At 70.1% G+C, this 16,872-nt stretch carries 16 protein-coding genes; 11 read left to right on the forward strand and 5 right to left on the reverse strand.

Annotated elements, in window-relative coordinates; translation table 11 throughout:
• Positions 1-69: 69 nt before the first annotated feature.
• From OHS18_RS31155 to OHS18_RS31165, 3 genes are all read right to left on the reverse strand, one after another.
• On the reverse strand, positions 70-822 hold the full coding sequence (locus OHS18_RS31155) for a S1 family peptidase (protein ID WP_328613288.1): 753 nt from the start codon (positions 820-822) through the stop codon (positions 70-72).
• A 141-nt stretch (positions 823-963) separates the two neighbouring features.
• On the reverse strand, positions 964-1,719 hold the full coding sequence (locus tag OHS18_RS31160; RefSeq protein WP_328446603.1) for a S1 family peptidase: 756 nt from the start codon (positions 1,717-1,719) through the stop codon (positions 964-966).
• A 101-nt stretch (positions 1,720-1,820) separates the two neighbouring features.
• Positions 1,821-2,195 carry an FKBP-type peptidyl-prolyl cis-trans isomerase gene (locus OHS18_RS31165; protein ID WP_328446602.1) on the reverse strand — a complete coding sequence of 125 codons (375 nt, stop codon included), beginning with the start codon at positions 2,193-2,195 and terminating at the stop codon, positions 1,821-1,823.
• A gap of 140 nt (positions 2,196-2,335) precedes the next feature.
• On the opposite strand from OHS18_RS31165, the gene OHS18_RS31170 reads away from it, so the two are divergent.
• From OHS18_RS31170 to OHS18_RS31185, 4 genes are all read left to right on the forward strand, one after another.
• A complete protein-coding gene (locus OHS18_RS31170; protein ID WP_328613289.1) occupies positions 2,336-5,554 on the forward strand; it encodes a penicillin acylase family protein in 3,219 nt (1,072 codons plus the stop codon).
• A gap of 89 nt (positions 5,555-5,643) precedes the next feature.
• On the forward strand, positions 5,644-6,684 hold the full coding sequence (locus OHS18_RS31175; protein WP_328613290.1) for a trans-sulfuration enzyme family protein: 1,041 nt from the start codon (positions 5,644-5,646) through the stop codon (positions 6,682-6,684).
• 62 nt (positions 6,685-6,746) lie between these two features.
• Positions 6,747-7,541, forward strand: coding sequence for a hypothetical protein (locus OHS18_RS31180; protein ID WP_328613291.1), 795 nt, complete (start codon positions 6,747-6,749; stop codon positions 7,539-7,541).
• Positions 7,538-8,125 (forward strand): class F sortase, encoded by a 588-nt coding sequence (locus OHS18_RS31185; RefSeq protein WP_328613292.1) that lies wholly within the window; start codon positions 7,538-7,540, stop codon positions 8,123-8,125. The genes OHS18_RS31180 and OHS18_RS31185 overlap by 4 nt, the downstream gene beginning before the upstream one ends.
• On the opposite strand, the gene OHS18_RS31190 is transcribed toward OHS18_RS31185, so the two are convergent.
• Entirely contained in the window at positions 8,111-9,151 is a 1,041-nt protein-coding gene (locus OHS18_RS31190; protein WP_328613293.1) for a patatin-like phospholipase family protein, read from the reverse strand. The two genes, OHS18_RS31185 and OHS18_RS31190, sit on opposite strands and share 15 nt — an antisense overlap.
• A 13-nt stretch (positions 9,152-9,164) precedes the next feature.
• Positions 9,165-9,908, reverse strand: a complete 744-nt coding sequence (locus tag OHS18_RS31195) for a FadR/GntR family transcriptional regulator (protein WP_328613294.1) — start codon at positions 9,906-9,908, stop codon at positions 9,165-9,167.
• Positions 9,909-9,974: 66 nt separating this feature from the next.
• Between OHS18_RS31195 and OHS18_RS31200 the strand changes: the two genes are divergently transcribed.
• Genes OHS18_RS31200 through OHS18_RS31230 form a run of 7 tightly spaced genes read left to right on the forward strand, consistent with a single transcriptional unit; the run spans position 9,975 to position 16,867 of the window.
• Positions 9,975-11,465 carry an ABC transporter substrate-binding protein gene (locus OHS18_RS31200; protein ID WP_328613295.1) on the forward strand — a complete coding sequence of 497 codons (1,491 nt, stop codon included), beginning with the start codon at positions 9,975-9,977 and terminating at the stop codon, positions 11,463-11,465.
• Positions 11,462-12,406: an ABC transporter permease gene (locus tag OHS18_RS31205; protein WP_328613296.1), complete on the forward strand. Its 945-nt coding sequence runs from the start codon at positions 11,462-11,464 to the stop codon at positions 12,404-12,406. The genes OHS18_RS31200 and OHS18_RS31205 overlap by 4 nt, the downstream gene beginning before the upstream one ends.
• Positions 12,406-13,212 carry an ABC transporter permease gene (locus OHS18_RS31210; RefSeq protein ID WP_326945481.1) on the forward strand — a complete coding sequence of 269 codons (807 nt, stop codon included), beginning with the start codon at positions 12,406-12,408 and terminating at the stop codon, positions 13,210-13,212. Before OHS18_RS31205 ends, OHS18_RS31210 begins: the two co-directional genes overlap by 1 nt.
• Positions 13,209-13,940 carry an ABC transporter ATP-binding protein gene (locus OHS18_RS31215; RefSeq protein ID WP_328613297.1) on the forward strand — a complete coding sequence of 244 codons (732 nt, stop codon included), beginning with the start codon at positions 13,209-13,211 and terminating at the stop codon, positions 13,938-13,940. Before OHS18_RS31210 ends, OHS18_RS31215 begins: the two co-directional genes overlap by 4 nt.
• Complete coding sequence (locus tag OHS18_RS31220; RefSeq protein WP_328613298.1) at positions 13,937-14,707, forward strand: ABC transporter ATP-binding protein; 771 nt, start codon at positions 13,937-13,939, stop codon at positions 14,705-14,707. Before OHS18_RS31215 ends, OHS18_RS31220 begins: the two co-directional genes overlap by 4 nt.
• The gene (locus tag OHS18_RS31225; RefSeq protein WP_328613299.1) at positions 14,700-16,112 is read left to right on the forward strand and encodes an aldehyde dehydrogenase family protein; all 1,413 of its coding nucleotides are present in this window, start codon (positions 14,700-14,702) and stop codon (positions 16,110-16,112) included. The genes OHS18_RS31220 and OHS18_RS31225 overlap by 8 nt, the downstream gene beginning before the upstream one ends.
• The gene (locus OHS18_RS31230) at positions 16,109-16,867 is read left to right on the forward strand and encodes an SDR family NAD(P)-dependent oxidoreductase (RefSeq protein WP_328613300.1); all 759 of its coding nucleotides are present in this window, start codon (positions 16,109-16,111) and stop codon (positions 16,865-16,867) included. The genes OHS18_RS31225 and OHS18_RS31230 overlap by 4 nt, the downstream gene beginning before the upstream one ends.
• The last annotated feature ends 5 nt before the right edge of the window (positions 16,868-16,872 follow it).

Raw genomic sequence — 16,872 nt, forward strand, 5'->3', positions numbered from 1 at the left:
CGCCGGGCCGGGGGGAATTCCCTGGCCGGGCGTCACCCGGTGGGCCACCGGGTGACGCCCGGAAGGAGGTCAGCCCGTGTGCGAAGAGATCCAATCCGCGACGACGTCGACCCGCGACGTCGTCTCGAGCTGGTTGTGGGGGCAGTCCGGACCGGACGACTCCACCGAGACCAGCTGCCCGCCGGTGCCGGCCGCGACGAAGTACGGCGCGCCCGAGTCGTACACGCAGGCGCTCGTCGTCGACGTCGGCGCGACGCCCTGCACGCCCAGCGTCGAGGTGGCCACCTGGCCGACCTTCACCGTGCCCTGCTGCAGCTTCGTCGACGGCGTCGGGTTGGTCGCCGTGAGGCTGCCCCAGCCGGCGAGCGTCAGCTGCTGCCCGAGCGACGGCGTGAGCCGGTTGACCGTCAGCGGCGTGATGCCGGTGACGTCGGCGTCGAGGGTCGCGATGGCGATGTCGTTCGCGGCGGCCTGGTAGACGGTCACCACGTTGCGCGTCACGCCCGGCGTGCTCTGGTTGACCGTGCCGAGCAGCACCGACGTCGGGTACGGCACCGGGCCGGAGACGCGGACGCGGTTCGCGTCGTGGAAGCAGTGGCCGGCGGTGACGATCCACCTCGCCGCGATCAGCGCGCCCGAGCAGGCGCTGTTGTACTTGGTGCCGTCGGGTTTCGGGATGTTCGTCATCGTGAGTTTCGCGGCGAACTGGAACTGGCCCGCCGGGACGTCGGAACCGTTGGCCACGGCCGAAGCCGGACCCGCGGTGGCGAGGCCGGCGGCGAGGGTCAGAAGGGCAGCGGAAAGCACAGCGCGAACGCGCATCGGTGGATCCCCCTTGTCACGCACCGGCGGCTCGCGCCGGCGATCACCTTCGAGCGTAGCGACGGCGGGCGGGGTCGGACTGCGCTGCTCGGAGTAAGAAAACGGCCCCGACGCTCAGCGCCGGGGCCGTTTTGCCGGGAATCAGCCGATGTGTGAAGCGATCCAGTCCGCGACGACGTCGACGCGCGCGGTGGACTCGGCCTGGTCGTGGGGGCAGTCCGGGCCGTCGCTCTCGATGGAGACCAGGCGGCCGCCGTTCTTGCCGGTCGGCACGAAGTACGGGGCGCCCGAGTCGTAGGTGCACGCGCTGGTGGTCGACGTCGGGGCGAAGCCCGTCACGCCGGTGTACAGGGGGTCGACGGTGGCGACCTTCATCAAGCCCTGCTGCAGTTTCGTGCCCGGCGTCGGGTCGACCGACGTCAAGCTGCCCCAGCCCGCGAGCACGACCTTCTGGCCCACGACCGGCGTTTTGTGGTTGAGCGACAGCGGTTCGACGCCGAAGACGGGCTTGTCGAGCTCGGCGATCGCGATGTCGTTGCTCGGTGACTGGTACACCGTCACGACGTTGCGCGTGATCCCCGGCTTGTCGACGGTGGTGGTGCCCAGCAGCACCGACGTCGGGTAGGGCACCGGGCCGGAGACCGGGTTGCGGGCCGCGTCGTGGAAGCAGTGGCCGGCGGTGATGATCCACTTCTTGGCGATCAGCGAACCCGAGCACGCGCTGTTGTACTTCGTGCCGTCGGTGCGCGGGATGTCCGTCATGGTCAGCTTCGCGGCGAACTTGAACGTCCCCTGCGGGACGTCGGCGCCGTTGGCCACGGCCGATGCCGGTGCGGCGGTGACGACCGCCGCGGCGAGCGCGAACAGACCTGCGGAAAGCAAAGCGCGGATGCGCATTCTCAACCCCCTGGTTGGGCCGGCGTCCGGCCGGCGATGGGGGCGAGGGTAGCGAAACCCGGTGCGGCGGTGGCGGGAAGTCCCGCCACCGCCGGCGGAAATCAGTTCACGCCGACCAGGTCGACGACGAAGATGAGGGTCTCGCCGGGCTTGATGACGCCGCCCGCGCCGCGGTCGCCGTAGCCCAGGTGCGGCGGGATGACGAGCTTGCGCCGCCCGCCGATCTTCATCCCCGCGACACCCTGGTCCCAGCCGGAGATGACCTGGCCCGCGCCGAGGCCGAAGCGCAGCGGCTCGCCGCGGTTCCAGGATGCGTCGAACTCCTCGCCGGTGGAGTGGGAGACACCGACGTAGTGCACGGTGACGGCCTTGCCGGGAGTGGCCTCCGCGCCGTCGCCGACGGTGATGTCGGTGATCTCGAGGTCGGCCGGCGGGGTGCCGTCCGGGCGGTCGATCTGGGGCTTTTCCAAGGTCATGGCGCCCACCGTACCCACGCGCGCGAGGCTGCGCCGTTCGGACTACGCCCAAGGGCTGAAAAACGCGAAAAGTCTTCACATGTGTGCTACTGCTCGGTAGCGTGCGCTTCGTCACTCTCCTTGACCCCGAGGGAGCCCTGATGCGACGCGGCATCCGCACCCTGACCTTGACGGCTTTGGCGGGCTTGGTCGCCGGGCTAACCCAGGTCGCTGTCACCGCTCCGGCCGCCGAGGCGGCCGCAGCACCCAACGACTACTGCGGCGGGCAGTGCAGCGACATCCTGCCGCCCGGCGAAAACGGCAACGGCACGCTGGCGGACATCCTGGCGCACAAGGTGCTCGGCACCCGCCCGGCGCACGCGGCCGACCAGCTCGGCAAGTACTCCTCGCTGGCCGGTGGCTACCAGACGCTGACCACCGGGGCGATCAACCAGTACTTCAACGACTCGTCGTTCGGCGTCGCCGCCGACCAGGTCGCCAGCACGATCCAGCCGCGTTCCGACGTGACGATCGTGCGCGACAAGGCCCTCGGCGTCCCGCACATCACCGGCACCACGCGCGCCGGCACCGAGTTCGGCGCCGGGTACGCGGCCGGGCAGGACCGGCTGTGGCTGATGGACGTCCTGCGCCACGCCGCCCGCGGCCAGGTGACGTCGTTCGCCGGCGGCGCCCAGGCCAACCGCGAGCTGGAGCAGAGCTTCTTCGCGAACGCGCCCTACACCGAAGCCGAGCTGCAGCAGCAGATCGACCACGTCGCCGCGAGCGGCCCGCGCGGCGCGCAGGGCCTGTCCGACGCGCAGGCGTACGTCGACGGGATCAACAAGTACATCACCGACTCCCACAGCGGCCGCTACTTCCCGGGCGAGTACGTGCTCACCGGGCACGTCGACGCGATCACCAACAACGGCACCATCGACCCGTTCAAGCTGACCGACCTGGTCGCGCTCGCGTCGCTGGTCGGCGCCGAGTTCGGCGCCGGTGGTGGCGGTGAGGTGCAGAACGCCGTCGCGAAGCTGGCGCTGCAGGAGCAGTACGGCGCCGCGCAGGGGGAGAAGGTCTGGCAGAGCCTGCGGTCCGAGGACGACCCCGAGGCCGTCAAGACCCTGCACGACGGGCAGACGTTCCCCTACGGCAAGACCCCGGCCAACGCCGTCGGGCAGGCCCTGCCGGACAAGGGTTCGGTGACCCCGCAGCAGCTGGTGTTCGACCAGACCGGTTCGGCGTCGACCGCGACTCCGTCCACTGTGGACGTCCCGGCGCCGGCCGCGCAGGAGCCCGCCCGCGGGATGTTCGACAACGGCGTGCTGCCCGGCGACATGCTGACCGACAAGCACGGCATGTCGAACGCGCTGGTCGTGTCCGGCTCGAAGACCGCCAGCGGCCACCCGGTCGCCGTCTTCGGCCCGCAGACCGGGTACTTCGCGCCGCAGCTGCTCCTGCTGCAGGAACTGCAGGGACCGGGCATCAGCGCCCGCGGCGCGGCCTTCGCCGGGCTGAGCATGTACGTGCTCCTCGGTCGCGGCCAGGACTACTCGTGGAGCGCGACGACGTCGGCGCAGGACATCATCGACACCTACGCGCTGAACCTGTGCGACCCGAGCGGCAAGGCGCCGACTAAGGACTCGAACTACTACACGTACAAGGGCCAGTGCCTGCCGATGGACACCGTGGAGGTCAAGGACTCCTGGAGCCCGACGGTCGCCGACGGTACCGCGGCCGGCTCGTACACCCTGCGTGCCTACCGCACGAAGTACGGCCCGGTGCTGAGCCGGGCGACGGTCGGCGGTAAACCCGTGGCGTACGCGCAGCTGCGGTCCTCGCTCTTCCACGAGGCCGACTCGCTGATCGGCTTCCAGGAGCTGAACGACCCGGGTTACGTCAAGTCCGCGGCGGACTTCCAGAAGGCCGCGGCCGACATCAACTTCACGTTCAACTGGTTCTACGCCGACTCGAAGGACATCGCGTACTTCAACTCCGGCGCCAACCCGGCCCGGCAGTCCAATGTGGACCCGAACCTGCCGGTGTGGGGTGACCAGGGGCACGACTGGATCGGCTGGAACCCGGCCGGCAACGTCGCGAACTACACCCCGGCGTCGCAGCACCCGCAGTCGGTCAACCAGGACTACTACGTCAGCTGGAACAACGCGCAGGCCAACGGCTACGCGGCGGCGGGTGCGGACAAGTCCGCCGTGCACCGCGTCGACCTGCTCGACACGCGCGTCAAGACGATGATCCTCACCGGCACCAAGGTCACCCGGGTCAACCTGACCCAGGCGATGGAGGACGCCGCGCTGGCCGACCTGCGCGCCGAGCGCGTCCTGCCGCTGCTGCTGCAGGTGCTCGACAAGACGCCGACCACCGGTGCGGCCGCCGATGCCGAGGCGAAGCTGAAGGCGTGGATGGCCAACGGCCACAAGCGGACGGAAACCACGGCCGGCAGCAAGGCGTACGCCGACGCCGACGCGATCCGGATCTTCGACGCGTGGTGGCCGCTGCTGGTCCAGGCCGAGTTCAAGCCGGGAATGGGCGACAACGCCTACAACGCGATGACGGGCGTGCTGGGCATCAACGAAAGCCCGTCCGGCTTCCAGAACGGCAACGGCCAGCACACCGGTCAGCCGCACAAGGGCTCGTCGTTCCAGTTCGGCTGGTGGGGTTACGTCAGCAAGGACATCCGGCAGGTGCTCGGCCAGCCGGTGGCCGGCCCGCTCGGCAGCACGTTCTGCGGCGGCGGCAACGTCACCACGTGCCGCCAGGCGCTCGTCGACTCGCTGACCACCGCCGCGGGCCAGGCCGCGAACACCGTCTACCCCGGTGACGCGAGCTGCTCCGCGGGCGACCAGTGGTGTGCCGACACGATCGTGCACAACCCGCTGGGCGGCATCACGCAGGACAAGATCACCTGGCAGAACCGCCCGACGTTCCAGCAGGTCGTCGAGTACACGGCGCACCGCGGCGACAACATCGCCAACCTCGCGCCCGGGAAGACGGTCAGCGCCACCAGCGCCGAAACCGGCTTCTACCCCTCACCGGCGTCGAACGCGATCGACGGCAACGCCTCGACCCGCTGGGCCAGCGACTGGAGCGACGACCAGGCGATCACCGTCGACCTCGGCTCGGTCCAGCCGGTCTCGCGGGTAGCCCTCAGCTGGGAATCGGCGTACGGCAAGGGATACAAGATCCAGACCTCGCCGGACGCCGTGAACTGGACGGACGCTGCGGTCGTCACCAACGGGGACGGCGGGCAGGACAACGTGTCCTTCGCGCCGACGCAGGCCCGGTTCGTGAAACTGCAGGGCGTCCAGCGCGGCACGAAGTACGGCTACTCGTTGTACGAGTTCGAGGTGTACGCCCACTGAAGCCAGGTCGGCTCGCCCGCGGACGCGCGGGCGAGCCGGCCGCCTTCGTCACAGTGACCGGGGAGATGACCTGCGGTTACGGTGATCGCATGGACGACTGGACGCCCCGCACCAAGGCCATCGCCGCCGGCCGGCCGCACGGTCCCGGTGAGCCGCTGAACACGCCGCTCGTCGCCACCAGCACGTACCAGGCCGGTGGCGATTCCGTGTACGCGCGCAGTGACGGCACGCCGACCTGGCACGCGCTCGAGGAGACCATCGGGGCGCTCGAAGGCGGCTACGCGACGGCGTTCGCGTCCGGCGTCGCCACGCTGTCGGCGGTCCTGGACCTGCTGCCGGTCGGGTCGCGGGTGGTCGTCCCGACGTTCAGCTACGCCGTGACGCGCGGGGTGCTCGCCCACGCGCAGAAGCTCGGCAAACTCGCCGTCACCGAGCTCGAGCCGACCGACACCGCGGCCTGGGTCGCCGAGGCCGCGACGTCGGACCTGGTCTGGCTGGAGTCGCCGACCAACCCGACGCTCGACGTCATGGAGATCGAGGCCATCGCCGCGGCCGCGCGCGGCCGGGTCGTCGTCGACAACACCTTCGCGACGCCGTTGCAGCAGCGGCCGCTCGAACTCGGCGCCGACGTCGTCGTGCACAGCGCGACCAAGCTCATCGGCGGGCACAGTGACCTGCTGCTGGGCCTCACCGTGGCCAAGGACCCGGCCGTCGCCGACGAGCTGCGTGGCGCGCGGACCCGCGTCGGGTCGACGCCGGGCGCCCTCGAAGCCTGGCTCGCGCTGCGGGGGCTGCGGACCATGCCGGTGCGCCTGGCCGAGCAGTCCCGGACCGCCGCGCTGCTGGCCGAGCGCCTCCGCGAGCACCCCGCGGTGACGAAGGTGCGCTACCCGGGTTTCGGGATGATGGTCGCCTTCGAACTGGCCGGCGGAGAGGCCGCCGACAAGTTCTGCGCGGCCGTCCGGCTGATCCGGTCCGCGACCAGCCTCGGCGGGGTGGAAAGCCTGGTCGAGCGGCGGGCGTGGCTGCCGGGTGAGGAACGTGTGCCGGCCGGTCTGGTGCGGTTCAGCGTCGGTCTCGAAGATCCGGATGACCTTTGGCGCGATTTGTCCATCGCCCTCGCGGAGTAACACCAACGGAGGAATCCTCGATAGTCGCGGCATCGCAGTTCAATGCCGTTGGGAGTCTGACCGTGGGTAGAACGCTGCACCGGGTCGCGGGGATCGTTTCCGCGGGCGCGCTGATCACTTTCGCCGCCGCACCGGCGGCATTCGCGGAGACCGAGACGACGACCGCGCCGTCGACCACGGAGACGACCACCTCCACCTCCGAGACGACCACGACGACGGTCCCGAGCACCTCGGAGACCACGACGGCCCCGACCACCCCGGTGACGACCACCGGGACGACCTCGGCCGACCCGACCACCGACGTCACGAAGACGACCACCCCGGAGACCACGACCACGACGGCCGAGCCGCCGTCGGACGGCTACCAGGACAACACCGGCCACGGCTTCGTCGGCGTCGGCGGCGAGGGAGTCCTGGTCATCAACTGCGCCTCAGGCGCGCCCGGCAACGTGGCGACCCAGTACCTCGACGTCACCGGCGGTCCGGACCAGGACGAGTCCGACGGCCGGACCTGGAACTACTCCGTGCGCGTCAACAACCTGCCGCCGGGCACCACCACCGGCAAGTTCAGCTGGACCTGCAACGGCGTCGACGGCGAAGGTGTCGTCGACTTCGAACAGGCGCCGCCGCCGGAGACCAGCACCACGATCCCGCCGACCAGCGGCACCACGACCAGCGCGCCGGCCACGACCAGCGCGCCGTCGAGCACCGCGCCGACCACGACGTCGAGCGTGCCGAGCGCGTCGACCACCACCAGCACCACGACCGGCACTCCCGGCAACGCCGCCCCGAAGGCCCAGGTCAAGGTCGCGCCCCAGGGCGGGATCGAAACGGGCTTCGGCGGCACGGCCAGGTGACCGTCCGCCGGGCGGGCGCGGCGGTCGCCGCGTTCGCCCTCGCCCTGACGCTGGTCGGCTGCAGCTCCGCCGAGACGCCGAAGGCCGCCGCGCCGGTGCCGTCGTCGGTCCCGGTGACCGCGCCGTTCAAGGGCCTGCGGCCGACGTCGGTGAAGATCCCCAAGATCGGCGCCGAGTCCAGCCTGCTCGCGGTCGCGCTCAAGACCGACGGCTCGATCTCCGTCCCGTCGGTGCACACGCCGATGCAAGCGGCTTGGTACAAGCTCTCGCCGGTACCCGGTGACGTCGGCCCGGCGATCGTGCTCGGCCACGTCGACGGCGACAAGCAGCCCGGCATCTTCTACAAGCTCAAGGACCTCGTGCCCGGCGACGAGGTGGACGTCGACCGCAGCGACGGCAAGAAGCTGAAGTTCGTCGTGGACCACGTCACGCAGGTCCCTAAGGACACGTTCCCGAAAGACGCGGTGTACGGCAACAGCGCCAAGCCGGAACTGCGGCTGATCACGTGCGGTGGGGTGTTCGATCACGCCGCCCACAGCTACAAGGACAACATCGTCGTCTACGCGAACCTAGCCAACGCCTGAGCCCGGGTACGGGAACGTCTTCGGCGCGACCGCGGCCCGGTCGACCCACTTGCGCATGCCCGCGTCGCAGGCGGCGTAACCCCAGTTGATCAGCTGGTCCTGCAGTCGTTCCGAGGTGTGGGTCAGCCGGGTGCTCGTCACGGCCAGCGCGTGGGTCTGCGCGACCGGCGCGGGCAGCGCGTCCGGCAGCTCGAAGTGCTCGATGTCGCTGTAGGTCGCCCAGTACGTCCCGGCGTACGTCTTGTCCTGGTAGGACTTCAGCAGCGTGCCGGTGCGCAGCTCGCGGACCTGGTTGTCCATCACGGTCAGCACGCGCAGCAGCTGCATCGGCCAGTTCCGCTTCGGGTTGTCCTCGTGCTTCATCTTCTTGCCGGCGTCGCTGACCAGGACGACCGCGCGCTGGTTCTCGATCGGGTCCAGGCCGAGGTTGTCGTACACACCCGCGTCGCTGAGCACGATCTTGCGGTCGGCCTGGTTCGGGTCGGGGATCACCACCGGCGAGAGCAGCGGCGGGAACGCGGACGACGCGGCGACGGCGGTGGCCAGGGGGATCTGCCCGTGCGGGCCGTCCTGGCGGAAGAACCACCACAGCGAGCCGTCCTGCAGGCTGGTCGCGGTGAACACGAAGTGCGGCCCGGCCGGGTCGAGCTGGTCGAGGCGGAAGTCGCCGAAGAGGTGCTTCGCGTAGACGCGCGCGAGTTCCTCGCCCGCGCTGCGCCACGGGATGAACATCGCTTTCAGCGTCACCGGGACGTCGAGGTTCGTCCGCGCCAGTTTCCGGATCGGTTCCACGACGAACTTGCCGAAGTTGTCCGCGATGCCGTCGTCCCCGAACGACAGTTTGTGCCACGCGTGGGCCAGGACGCCGGCCGCGATCGACCCGCCGGACACGCTGGAGACGGTGGTCAGTTTCGGCAGCCAGCCGAGTTCGTTGAGGCGCCAGAGCGCGCCGGTGTGGAAGAGCATCGCGCGGTAGCCGCCGCCGGACAGGGCCAGGCCGACGCCGGAACGTTCCGTGGAATCCACCCGGCCGAGTGTATTACCGCAGCAAGGGCGTCAGCAGCGGGCGTTGCCCGGCCGGGACGTATTCGGCGTAGTTGTCGTACAACGCCTGTTTGGCCAGCTGGGCCGCGCCGGCGCCGTCGGCCGCGCGGACCGCGTCGAGCACTTCGGCGTGGTGCGCGAGCCAGGTGCGCATCAACGACGCCCGGTTGCTGGCGTGCTCCAGCTTGTCTTCGATCAGTTCCAGCACCACTCCGCGCACGACTTCTTCGCTGACCACCAGCAACGGGTTCCGCGAGATCCGCGCGATGACCTCGTGGAACGCGACGTCCGCGCGGCTGAACTCGGCGTACCCGCGTGAGACGCCTTCGCGCATCGCTTCGAGGGCTTCGGCCAGGCCGGCCAGGTCGTCGTCGGTGCGCAGCTCCGCGGCCAGCAGGTGGGCCGAGCCGTCGAGGATCATCCGGAACTGCAACAGGTCCGCGAGCCCGACGTGGTCGGCGCGGGCGAGCCGGTGCATCGAGCGGTGCAACGCGACCGGGGACGCGGCCAGCACCTCGGGCCCCCGCGGATCGCCGGGGCGCGAACGGATCATCTCGGCGGCCTGCAGCACCCGCAGGGCTTCGCGGATCGTCGAGCGGCCGACTCCGAACTGGATCATCAGCTCGCGCTCGCTGGGCAGCCGTTCACCCGGCTTGAGCTCGCCGCTGATCACGGCCTGCTCGATCTGTTCGACGACCCGCTCGTACGCGCGGACCGGAGCCACCGGTTCGAACCGCATCCCTTGACCTCGACGTCCGTCGCGTGCAGGCTACTGGTCAGACCAGTGTACCTACCTGGAGGCCAGATGAAAGCCCGGATTCCCGTGCTGGCAGCGGCGCTGCTGCTCGTGGTGTCCGGCTGCTCGGCCGGCTCGTCGGCGAGCGTTTCCGCTGGTCCGGACACGCTTTCCGTGGGTTTCACAGCGGAGCCCGCGAACTTCGACTTCACCAAGACCGACGGTGCCGCGATCCCGCAGGCGTTGCTCTACAACGTCTACGAAGGCCTGGTGAAGCTCGATTCGCAGGGTCGCGTGGTGCCGTTGCTCGCGAAGTCGTGGACCATCAGCCCGGACCGCAAGACCTACGACTTCCAGCTGCGGCCGGGCGTCGAGTTCAGCAACGGCGAGCCGTTCACCGCCGAGGACGTCAAGTTCTCGCTGCTGCGCGTGAAAACCGACTGGACGATCTCGATCAAGTCCACAATGGACGTCGTCGATCACGTCGACGTCGTGGCGCCGGACCACGCGCGGGTCGTGCTCTCGAAGCCGTCGAACGGCTGGTTGTTCAGCCTCACGAGCCGGCTGGGCGCGATGTTCAGCCCCACCGGCGTCGCGGATCTGGCGAACAAGCCGATCGGCACCGGGCCGTACGTCGTGGCGGCCCGGATGCGCGGCGACTCCGTCGTGCTCAAGGCGAATCCCGGGTACTGGGGCCGGGAGCCGGCGTACAAGACGGTCGTCCTGAAGTACATCAAGGACCCGACCGCGCTGAACAACGCCCTGTACAGCAACGGGATCGACGTCATCTCGGCGATCACCGCGCCCGACTCGATCCCGCAGTTCCAGGCCGACGACCGGTTCCGGGTGGTGCAGGGCACGTCGAACAGCGAGGTCACGCTGGCGTTCAACAACAAACGCGCGCCGCTGACCGACCCGCGGGTGCGCCAGGCGCTGACGTACGCGATCGACCGGAAGGCGCTGCTCGACACGGCGTGGGCCGGGCGCGGCACGTTGATCGGCAGCATGGTCCCGCCGACCGACCCCTGGTACGAGGACCTGTCGAACGTCTACCCGTTCGATCCGGCGAAGGCGAAGGCGCTGCTGAGCGAGGCGGGCGCGACGAACCTGAACCTGCGGCTGCGGATCCCGAACCTGCCCTACGCCGTCTCGGCCGCGCAGGTCGTGCAGTCGCAGCTGGCCGATGTCGGCGTCCGGACGACGATCGAGCCGCTCGACTTCCCGGCCGTCTGGCTGAAGCAGGTGTTCACCGACCACGACTACGACCTGTCGATCATCCAGCACGTCGAGGCGCGCGACATCACGACGTTCGGCAAGCCGACGTACTACTGGGGCTACGACAACAAGCGGGTCCAGCAGTTGCTCGCCGAAGCCGACAGCGGGACGCCGGAGCAGCAGGTCGCGGACATGAAGCAGGTGGCCAAGCAGCTGAATACGGATGCGGCCGCGGACTGGCTCTTCCTGTTCCCCAACGTGATCGTCGCGAAGGCCAAGGTCGGCGGGTTCGCGGCGAACCAGGTCAGCGAGTCGTTCGACCTGACCGGGCTGGCGCCGCGATGACCGCCAAGGTGCTGCGCCGGGTGGCGATCTTCGTGGTCAGCGTGCTGGTCGCGTCGATCGTGGTGTTCCTCTTCATGGCCGTGCTGCCGGGTGATCCGGCGCAGGTCGCGCTCGGCGTCAACGCGACGCCGGAGCTGCTCGCCAAGACCCGCGCCGAGTTCGGCATCGACCGGCCGCTGGTCACGCAGTACTTCGACTGGATCGGTGGTGTGCTCCACGGCGACTTCGGCCGCTCGTACGTCACGCGCGACACCATCGGCCCGCAGCTGCTCGACCGCCTCGGCGTCACGCTCTGGCTGGTCGGCGCCGGGATGCTCGTGGCGTTGGTGATCGCCATCCCCGTGGGCACGTTCGCCGCGGTCAAGCACCGGAAGGCGTCCGGCGCGGGTGTTTCCGGGCTGTCGCAGATCGGCGTCGCGGTTCCCGCGTTCCTCGCCGGGATCATCCTGGTGCAGATCTTCGCGGTGCAGCTGCGCTGGCTGCCGTCCGGCGGGTGGACGCCGCCGGACCAGGACGCGGGCGAGTTCCTCCGCGGGCTCGTTCTTCCCGCGCTGTCCCTCGGATTGGTGCAGGGCGCGGTGCTCACGCGTTATGTGCGCACGGCCGTGCTGGACACGCTCGGCCAGGACTACCTGCGCACCGCGCGGTCCAAGGGCCTGCGGCCCGGCCAGGCGCTGGTACGCCACGGTCTGCGCAACGCGTCCGTCCCGGTCGTCACCGTGCTGGGCCTGCAGCTCGCGACGCTGCTGATCGGCGCGGTCGTCGTCGAGCGCGTGTTCGTGCTGCCGGGGCTGGGCTCGATGCTGCTGGACGCGGTCGCGTCGCGTGATCTGCTGACCGTGCAGGGGATCGTGCTGGTGCTGGTGGTGGGCGTGCTGCTGGTCAACTTCGTCGTCGACGTCCTCTACACCGTGCTCGACCCGCGATTGCGAGGTTCGTGATGCGCAATCTCGTGATCGGCGGGGTACTGGTCGGCCTGGTTGTCCTGGCCGCGGTGCTGTCGTTCTTCTGGACGCCGTTCGACCCGGTGAAGGTCGACGCGGCCCACCGGCTCCTGGGCTTCGGGGGAGAGAACCTCTTCGGCACCGACAAGTTCGGGCGTGACCTGCTCAGCCAGCTCATGGTCGGCGCGCGGACCACGCTGTACGTCGGTGTGGTCGCGGTCGGCATCGCCGCCGTGATCGGGACGCCGCTCGGGATCCTCGCCGGGATGTCACCACGGTGGCTCGGCGAATTCGTCATGCGCGTCAACGACCTCGTGCTCGCGTTTCCCGCGCTGCTGCTGGCGATCATGTTCGGCGCCGTGTTCGGCGCGGACACGCTGACCGCGATGGTCGCGATCGGCATCGCGACGATCCCGTCGTTCGCGCGGATCGCCCGGTCCGGGACGCTGCAGGTGATGAGCACCGAGTTCGTGCTCGCCGCCCGCGCCGGCGGCCGGTCGCGGCTCACCATCGCCGTGCGGCACGTGCTGCCGAACATCTCCGGGCTGCTGATCGTGCAGGCGTCGGTGTCGTTCGCGATCGCCGTGCTGGCCGAGGCGGCCCTGTCGTTCCTCGGGTTCGGCACCCGGCCGCCGACCCCGTCGTGGGGCCGGATGCTGCAGGAATCTCAAGAGTTGCTGACGGTCCAGCCGCGGCTGGCGCTGGTGCCGGGCATCGCGATCGCCGTCGCCGTCCTCGGGTTCAACCTCCTCGGTGACGGCCTGCGCGACCGCCTCGACCCCCGATTGGCGGCCCGTGTATGACTCTCTCGGTAACGGGGCTGTCGGTGTCTTCGCTGGTCCGGGACATCTCCTTCGAGATCGGCGCGGGTGAGCGCGTCGGCCTGATCGGCGAGTCCGGCTCCGGGAAGTCGTTGACGGCGCTGGCGATCATGGGCCTGCTGCCCGACGAGCTGCGCGCGGCCGGCTCGGTGCGGCTCGGTGACCGCGAGCTACTGGGAATGTCCGAAAAGGACCTTTCCCGGCTGCGCGGTGACGAGCTGGCGATGGTGTTCCAGGAGCCGATGACGGCGTTGAACCCGGCCATGCGCGTGGGTCGGCAGGTCACCGAACCGGGCCGGATCCACGGCCGTCGCCGTCGTGCCGAGGAACTCCTCAACGCTGTGGGGTTGCCGGGCACGGCCCGCGCGTACCCGCACCAGCTGTCCGGCGGCCAGCGGCAACGCGTCGTCCTCGCGATGGCCCTGGCCAACAAACCGTCCCTGCTGATCTGCGACGAGCCGACGACCGCCCTCGACGTCACCGTGCAGGCCCAGATCCTCGCGCTGATCAAGACGTCACTTTCACGTGAAAGTGCCCTCCTGTTCATCACGCACGACCTCGCGGTGGTGGCGTCGGTGTGTGAGCGCGTGCTGGTGATGCTCGACGGCGAGATCGTCGAAGCGGGCTCGACGCGCGAAGTGCTGTCGTCGCCGAAGCACGAGTACACGCGGAAGCTCCTGGACGCGTCGGACCTGGAGGCGCGCCGATGATCATCGAAGTCCGCGACCTGGAACGGCGGTACGCCCGACGAGACGTGCACGCGCTGCGCGGTGTCAGCTTCGACGTCGAGGCCGGCCAGCGGTTCGGCATCGTCGGCGAGTCCGGTTCGGGGAAGTCCACGCTGGTCCGGCTGCTGGCGGCGCTCGACAAGCCGACCGCCGGCACAGTGTCGTTCCAAGGTCGACGTATCGACAACCTGCCGGAACGGAAACTCGGGTTCCTGCGGTCGGAACTGCAGATCGTCTTCCAGGACCCGATGGGTTCGCTCGACCCGCGGATGCGCGTCGCCGACATCATTTCCGAACCGCTGGGCCGTCGAGATCCGGACCGGGTCGCGGAGTTGCTCGCCGCCGTCGGCCTGCCCGCGGACGCGGCGGGGCGGTACCCGCACCAGTTCTCCGGCGGCCAGCGGCAACGCATCTCGATCGCGCGTGCGCTCGCGCCGAACCCTCGTGTGCTCATCGCGGACGAGCCGGTCAGCGCCCTCGACGTCTCCGTGCGCGGCCAGATCCTCGACCTGCTCGGCTCGCTGGTCGACCAGTTCGCGCTGACGCTGATCTTCGTGTCGCACGACCTCGGCGTCGTCCGGCACGTCTGCGACCGCGTCGCGGTGATGCGCCGCGGCGAGATCGTCGAACTCGGCGACGTCGAGCAGGTCTACGACGCGCCCGAGCACGAGTACACCCGGGAACTCCTGGCCGCCGCGCCGAACCTGCGCGCGGAACTGGCCCGGCTGAGCGGAGGCGAGGATGCCTGACTACCCGGACGGCCTGCCGATCGGCGCGGGCTGGACATCCACTGTGGACACGTCGGACGTGGTGTTCCCGTATGACGGGAGTGTCATCGGCACCGCGCCCATCGGCACGCCGGAGCTGGCTACGCGCGCTGTCGACGAGGCTGTCGCCGTCGCGCGCGAAGTGGCTTCGCTGCCTTCGCGGACTCGTCGCACCCTGCTGAACGACGTCGCTTCCGCGTTGCAGGAACGCCGTGAGGAGTTCGAGAACCTGCTGGTGCTGGAGACCGGCAAGCCGCTGGTGGACTGCCGCGTCGAGGTCGCCCGCACGATCGTCACGTGGGAAGCCGCCGCCGAAGAGGTGTCGCGGCTGCACGGCGAGACCGTCCCGCTCGATCTCCTGCCTTCCGGTGACGGGCTGGTCGGGTTCTGGAAACGCAAGCCGATCGGTGTGGTCGTCGGCATCGCGGGGTTCAACTACCCCCTGCTGCTCGCGTCGCACAAGATCGCCCCCGCGATCGCCGCCGGCTGCCCGGTGATCGTCAAACCCGCGCCGCAGACACCCCTGACGACGCTGTGGCTCGTGCACTTGATCAGGGAGATCGCGCCCGTTCCGGCGATGGTCCAGCTGATCACCGGCGACGCGTCCGTCGGCGCGGCGCTGACGACCGACCGCCGGATCGGCGCGGTCTCGTTCACCGGCTCGGCCGCGGTCGGCCACCGCATCGCCCGCGACGCGGCCCCGACAAAAACGCTGCTGGAGCTGGGTTCGAACGCGGCCCTCGTCGTCGCGGAGGACGCGGACCTCGACGCCGCCGCGGACGCCGTGCTGCGCGGCGGGTTCTACGCGTCCGGCCAGGCCTGCATCTCGGTGCAGCGCGTGCTGGTCGTCGCGTCGGTGGCGTCCGACTTCACCGAACGCGTGCTGGCGCGGCTCGACGAGGTCGTCGTCGGCGATCCCCGCGACGAGAAGACGCGGGTGTCCGCGCTGATCGACCCCGCGTCCACCGACCGCGTCGCCACGTGGATCGAGAAGTCCGGCGCTCGCCAGGTCGGCGGCGGTGTCGAAGGCACCGTGCTGCGCCCGACCGTCCTGCTCGACGTCCCGGACGGCGTCGAGGCCTGGGACGAAGAGATCTTCGGCCCGGTCGTCTGCCTGCGCACGGTGTCCGATGTGGACGAAGCCTTCGCCGCGGTCAACGCGTCCCGCTACGGCCTCCACGCCAGCGTCTACAGCCGGTCGCTGCGCACGGCGTTCCGCGCGCTCGACGAGCTGGACGTCGGCGGCGTCGTCGTCAACGAGGTGCCCGGGTTCCGCTCGGACACCATGCCGTACGGCGGGGTGAAGGACTCCGGCATCGGCCGCGAGGGCCCGCGCTTCGCCGTCGAGGAGCTGACCGTGACGAGGATGGCGGTGCTGCGGCCTTGAACTACGAGAACCTGTTCCGCTTGGACGGACGCCGTGCCGTGGTGCTCGGCGGTGGCAGCGGGATCGGCCGCGAAGCCGCCCGGGCCCTGGCCGCGCACGGCGCGTCAGTTGTGGTCGCGGACCGCGATGTCACAGCGGCCCGCGAAACCGGCGTCGGTGAGGCGTACGAGATCGACCTCCTCGAACCCGGCGCCGTCGACCGCGCGGCGAGTGACCTCGGGCCGCTCGACGTCGTCGTGCTGACCGCCGCGACGAATGTCCGCAAGCGCTTGCTCGACTACACCCGCGACGAGTTCGACCGGGTCCTCGCGCTCAACCTCGGCGTGACGTTCGAGGTCGTCCGCGCGTTCGGCGCCGACATGGTCGCGCGCGGGCGGGGGAGCATCATCGGCTTCTCGTCGATCCGCGGTACGACCGTCGAGCCCGGTCAGGGCCCTTATGCCGCCACAAAAGCCGGGCTCGTCCAGCTGTTCCGGACGGCCGCCGCGGAGTTCGGCCCGGCCGGCGTCCGGGTCAACGCGATCGCCCCCGGCGTCGTCGAGACGCCGTTGACCGCGCAGATCAAGGCGAATCCGGAGTGGTACGACGCGTACGCGCGGAAGGGCGCGCTGGGGCGCTGGGCGCGTCCCGACGAGCTCGCCGGCGCCGTCGTCTACCTCGCTTCGGACGCTTCGACGTTCGTCACCGGCTCCGTGCTCGCGGTGGACGGTGGCTGGACCGCCGTCGACGGCCGCTTCGAACCGCCCGCTTCGTGAAGGAG

This window comes from Amycolatopsis sp. NBC_00355 (assembly GCF_036104975.1).
Classification (GTDB): Bacteria; Actinomycetota; Actinomycetes; order Mycobacteriales; family Pseudonocardiaceae; genus Amycolatopsis.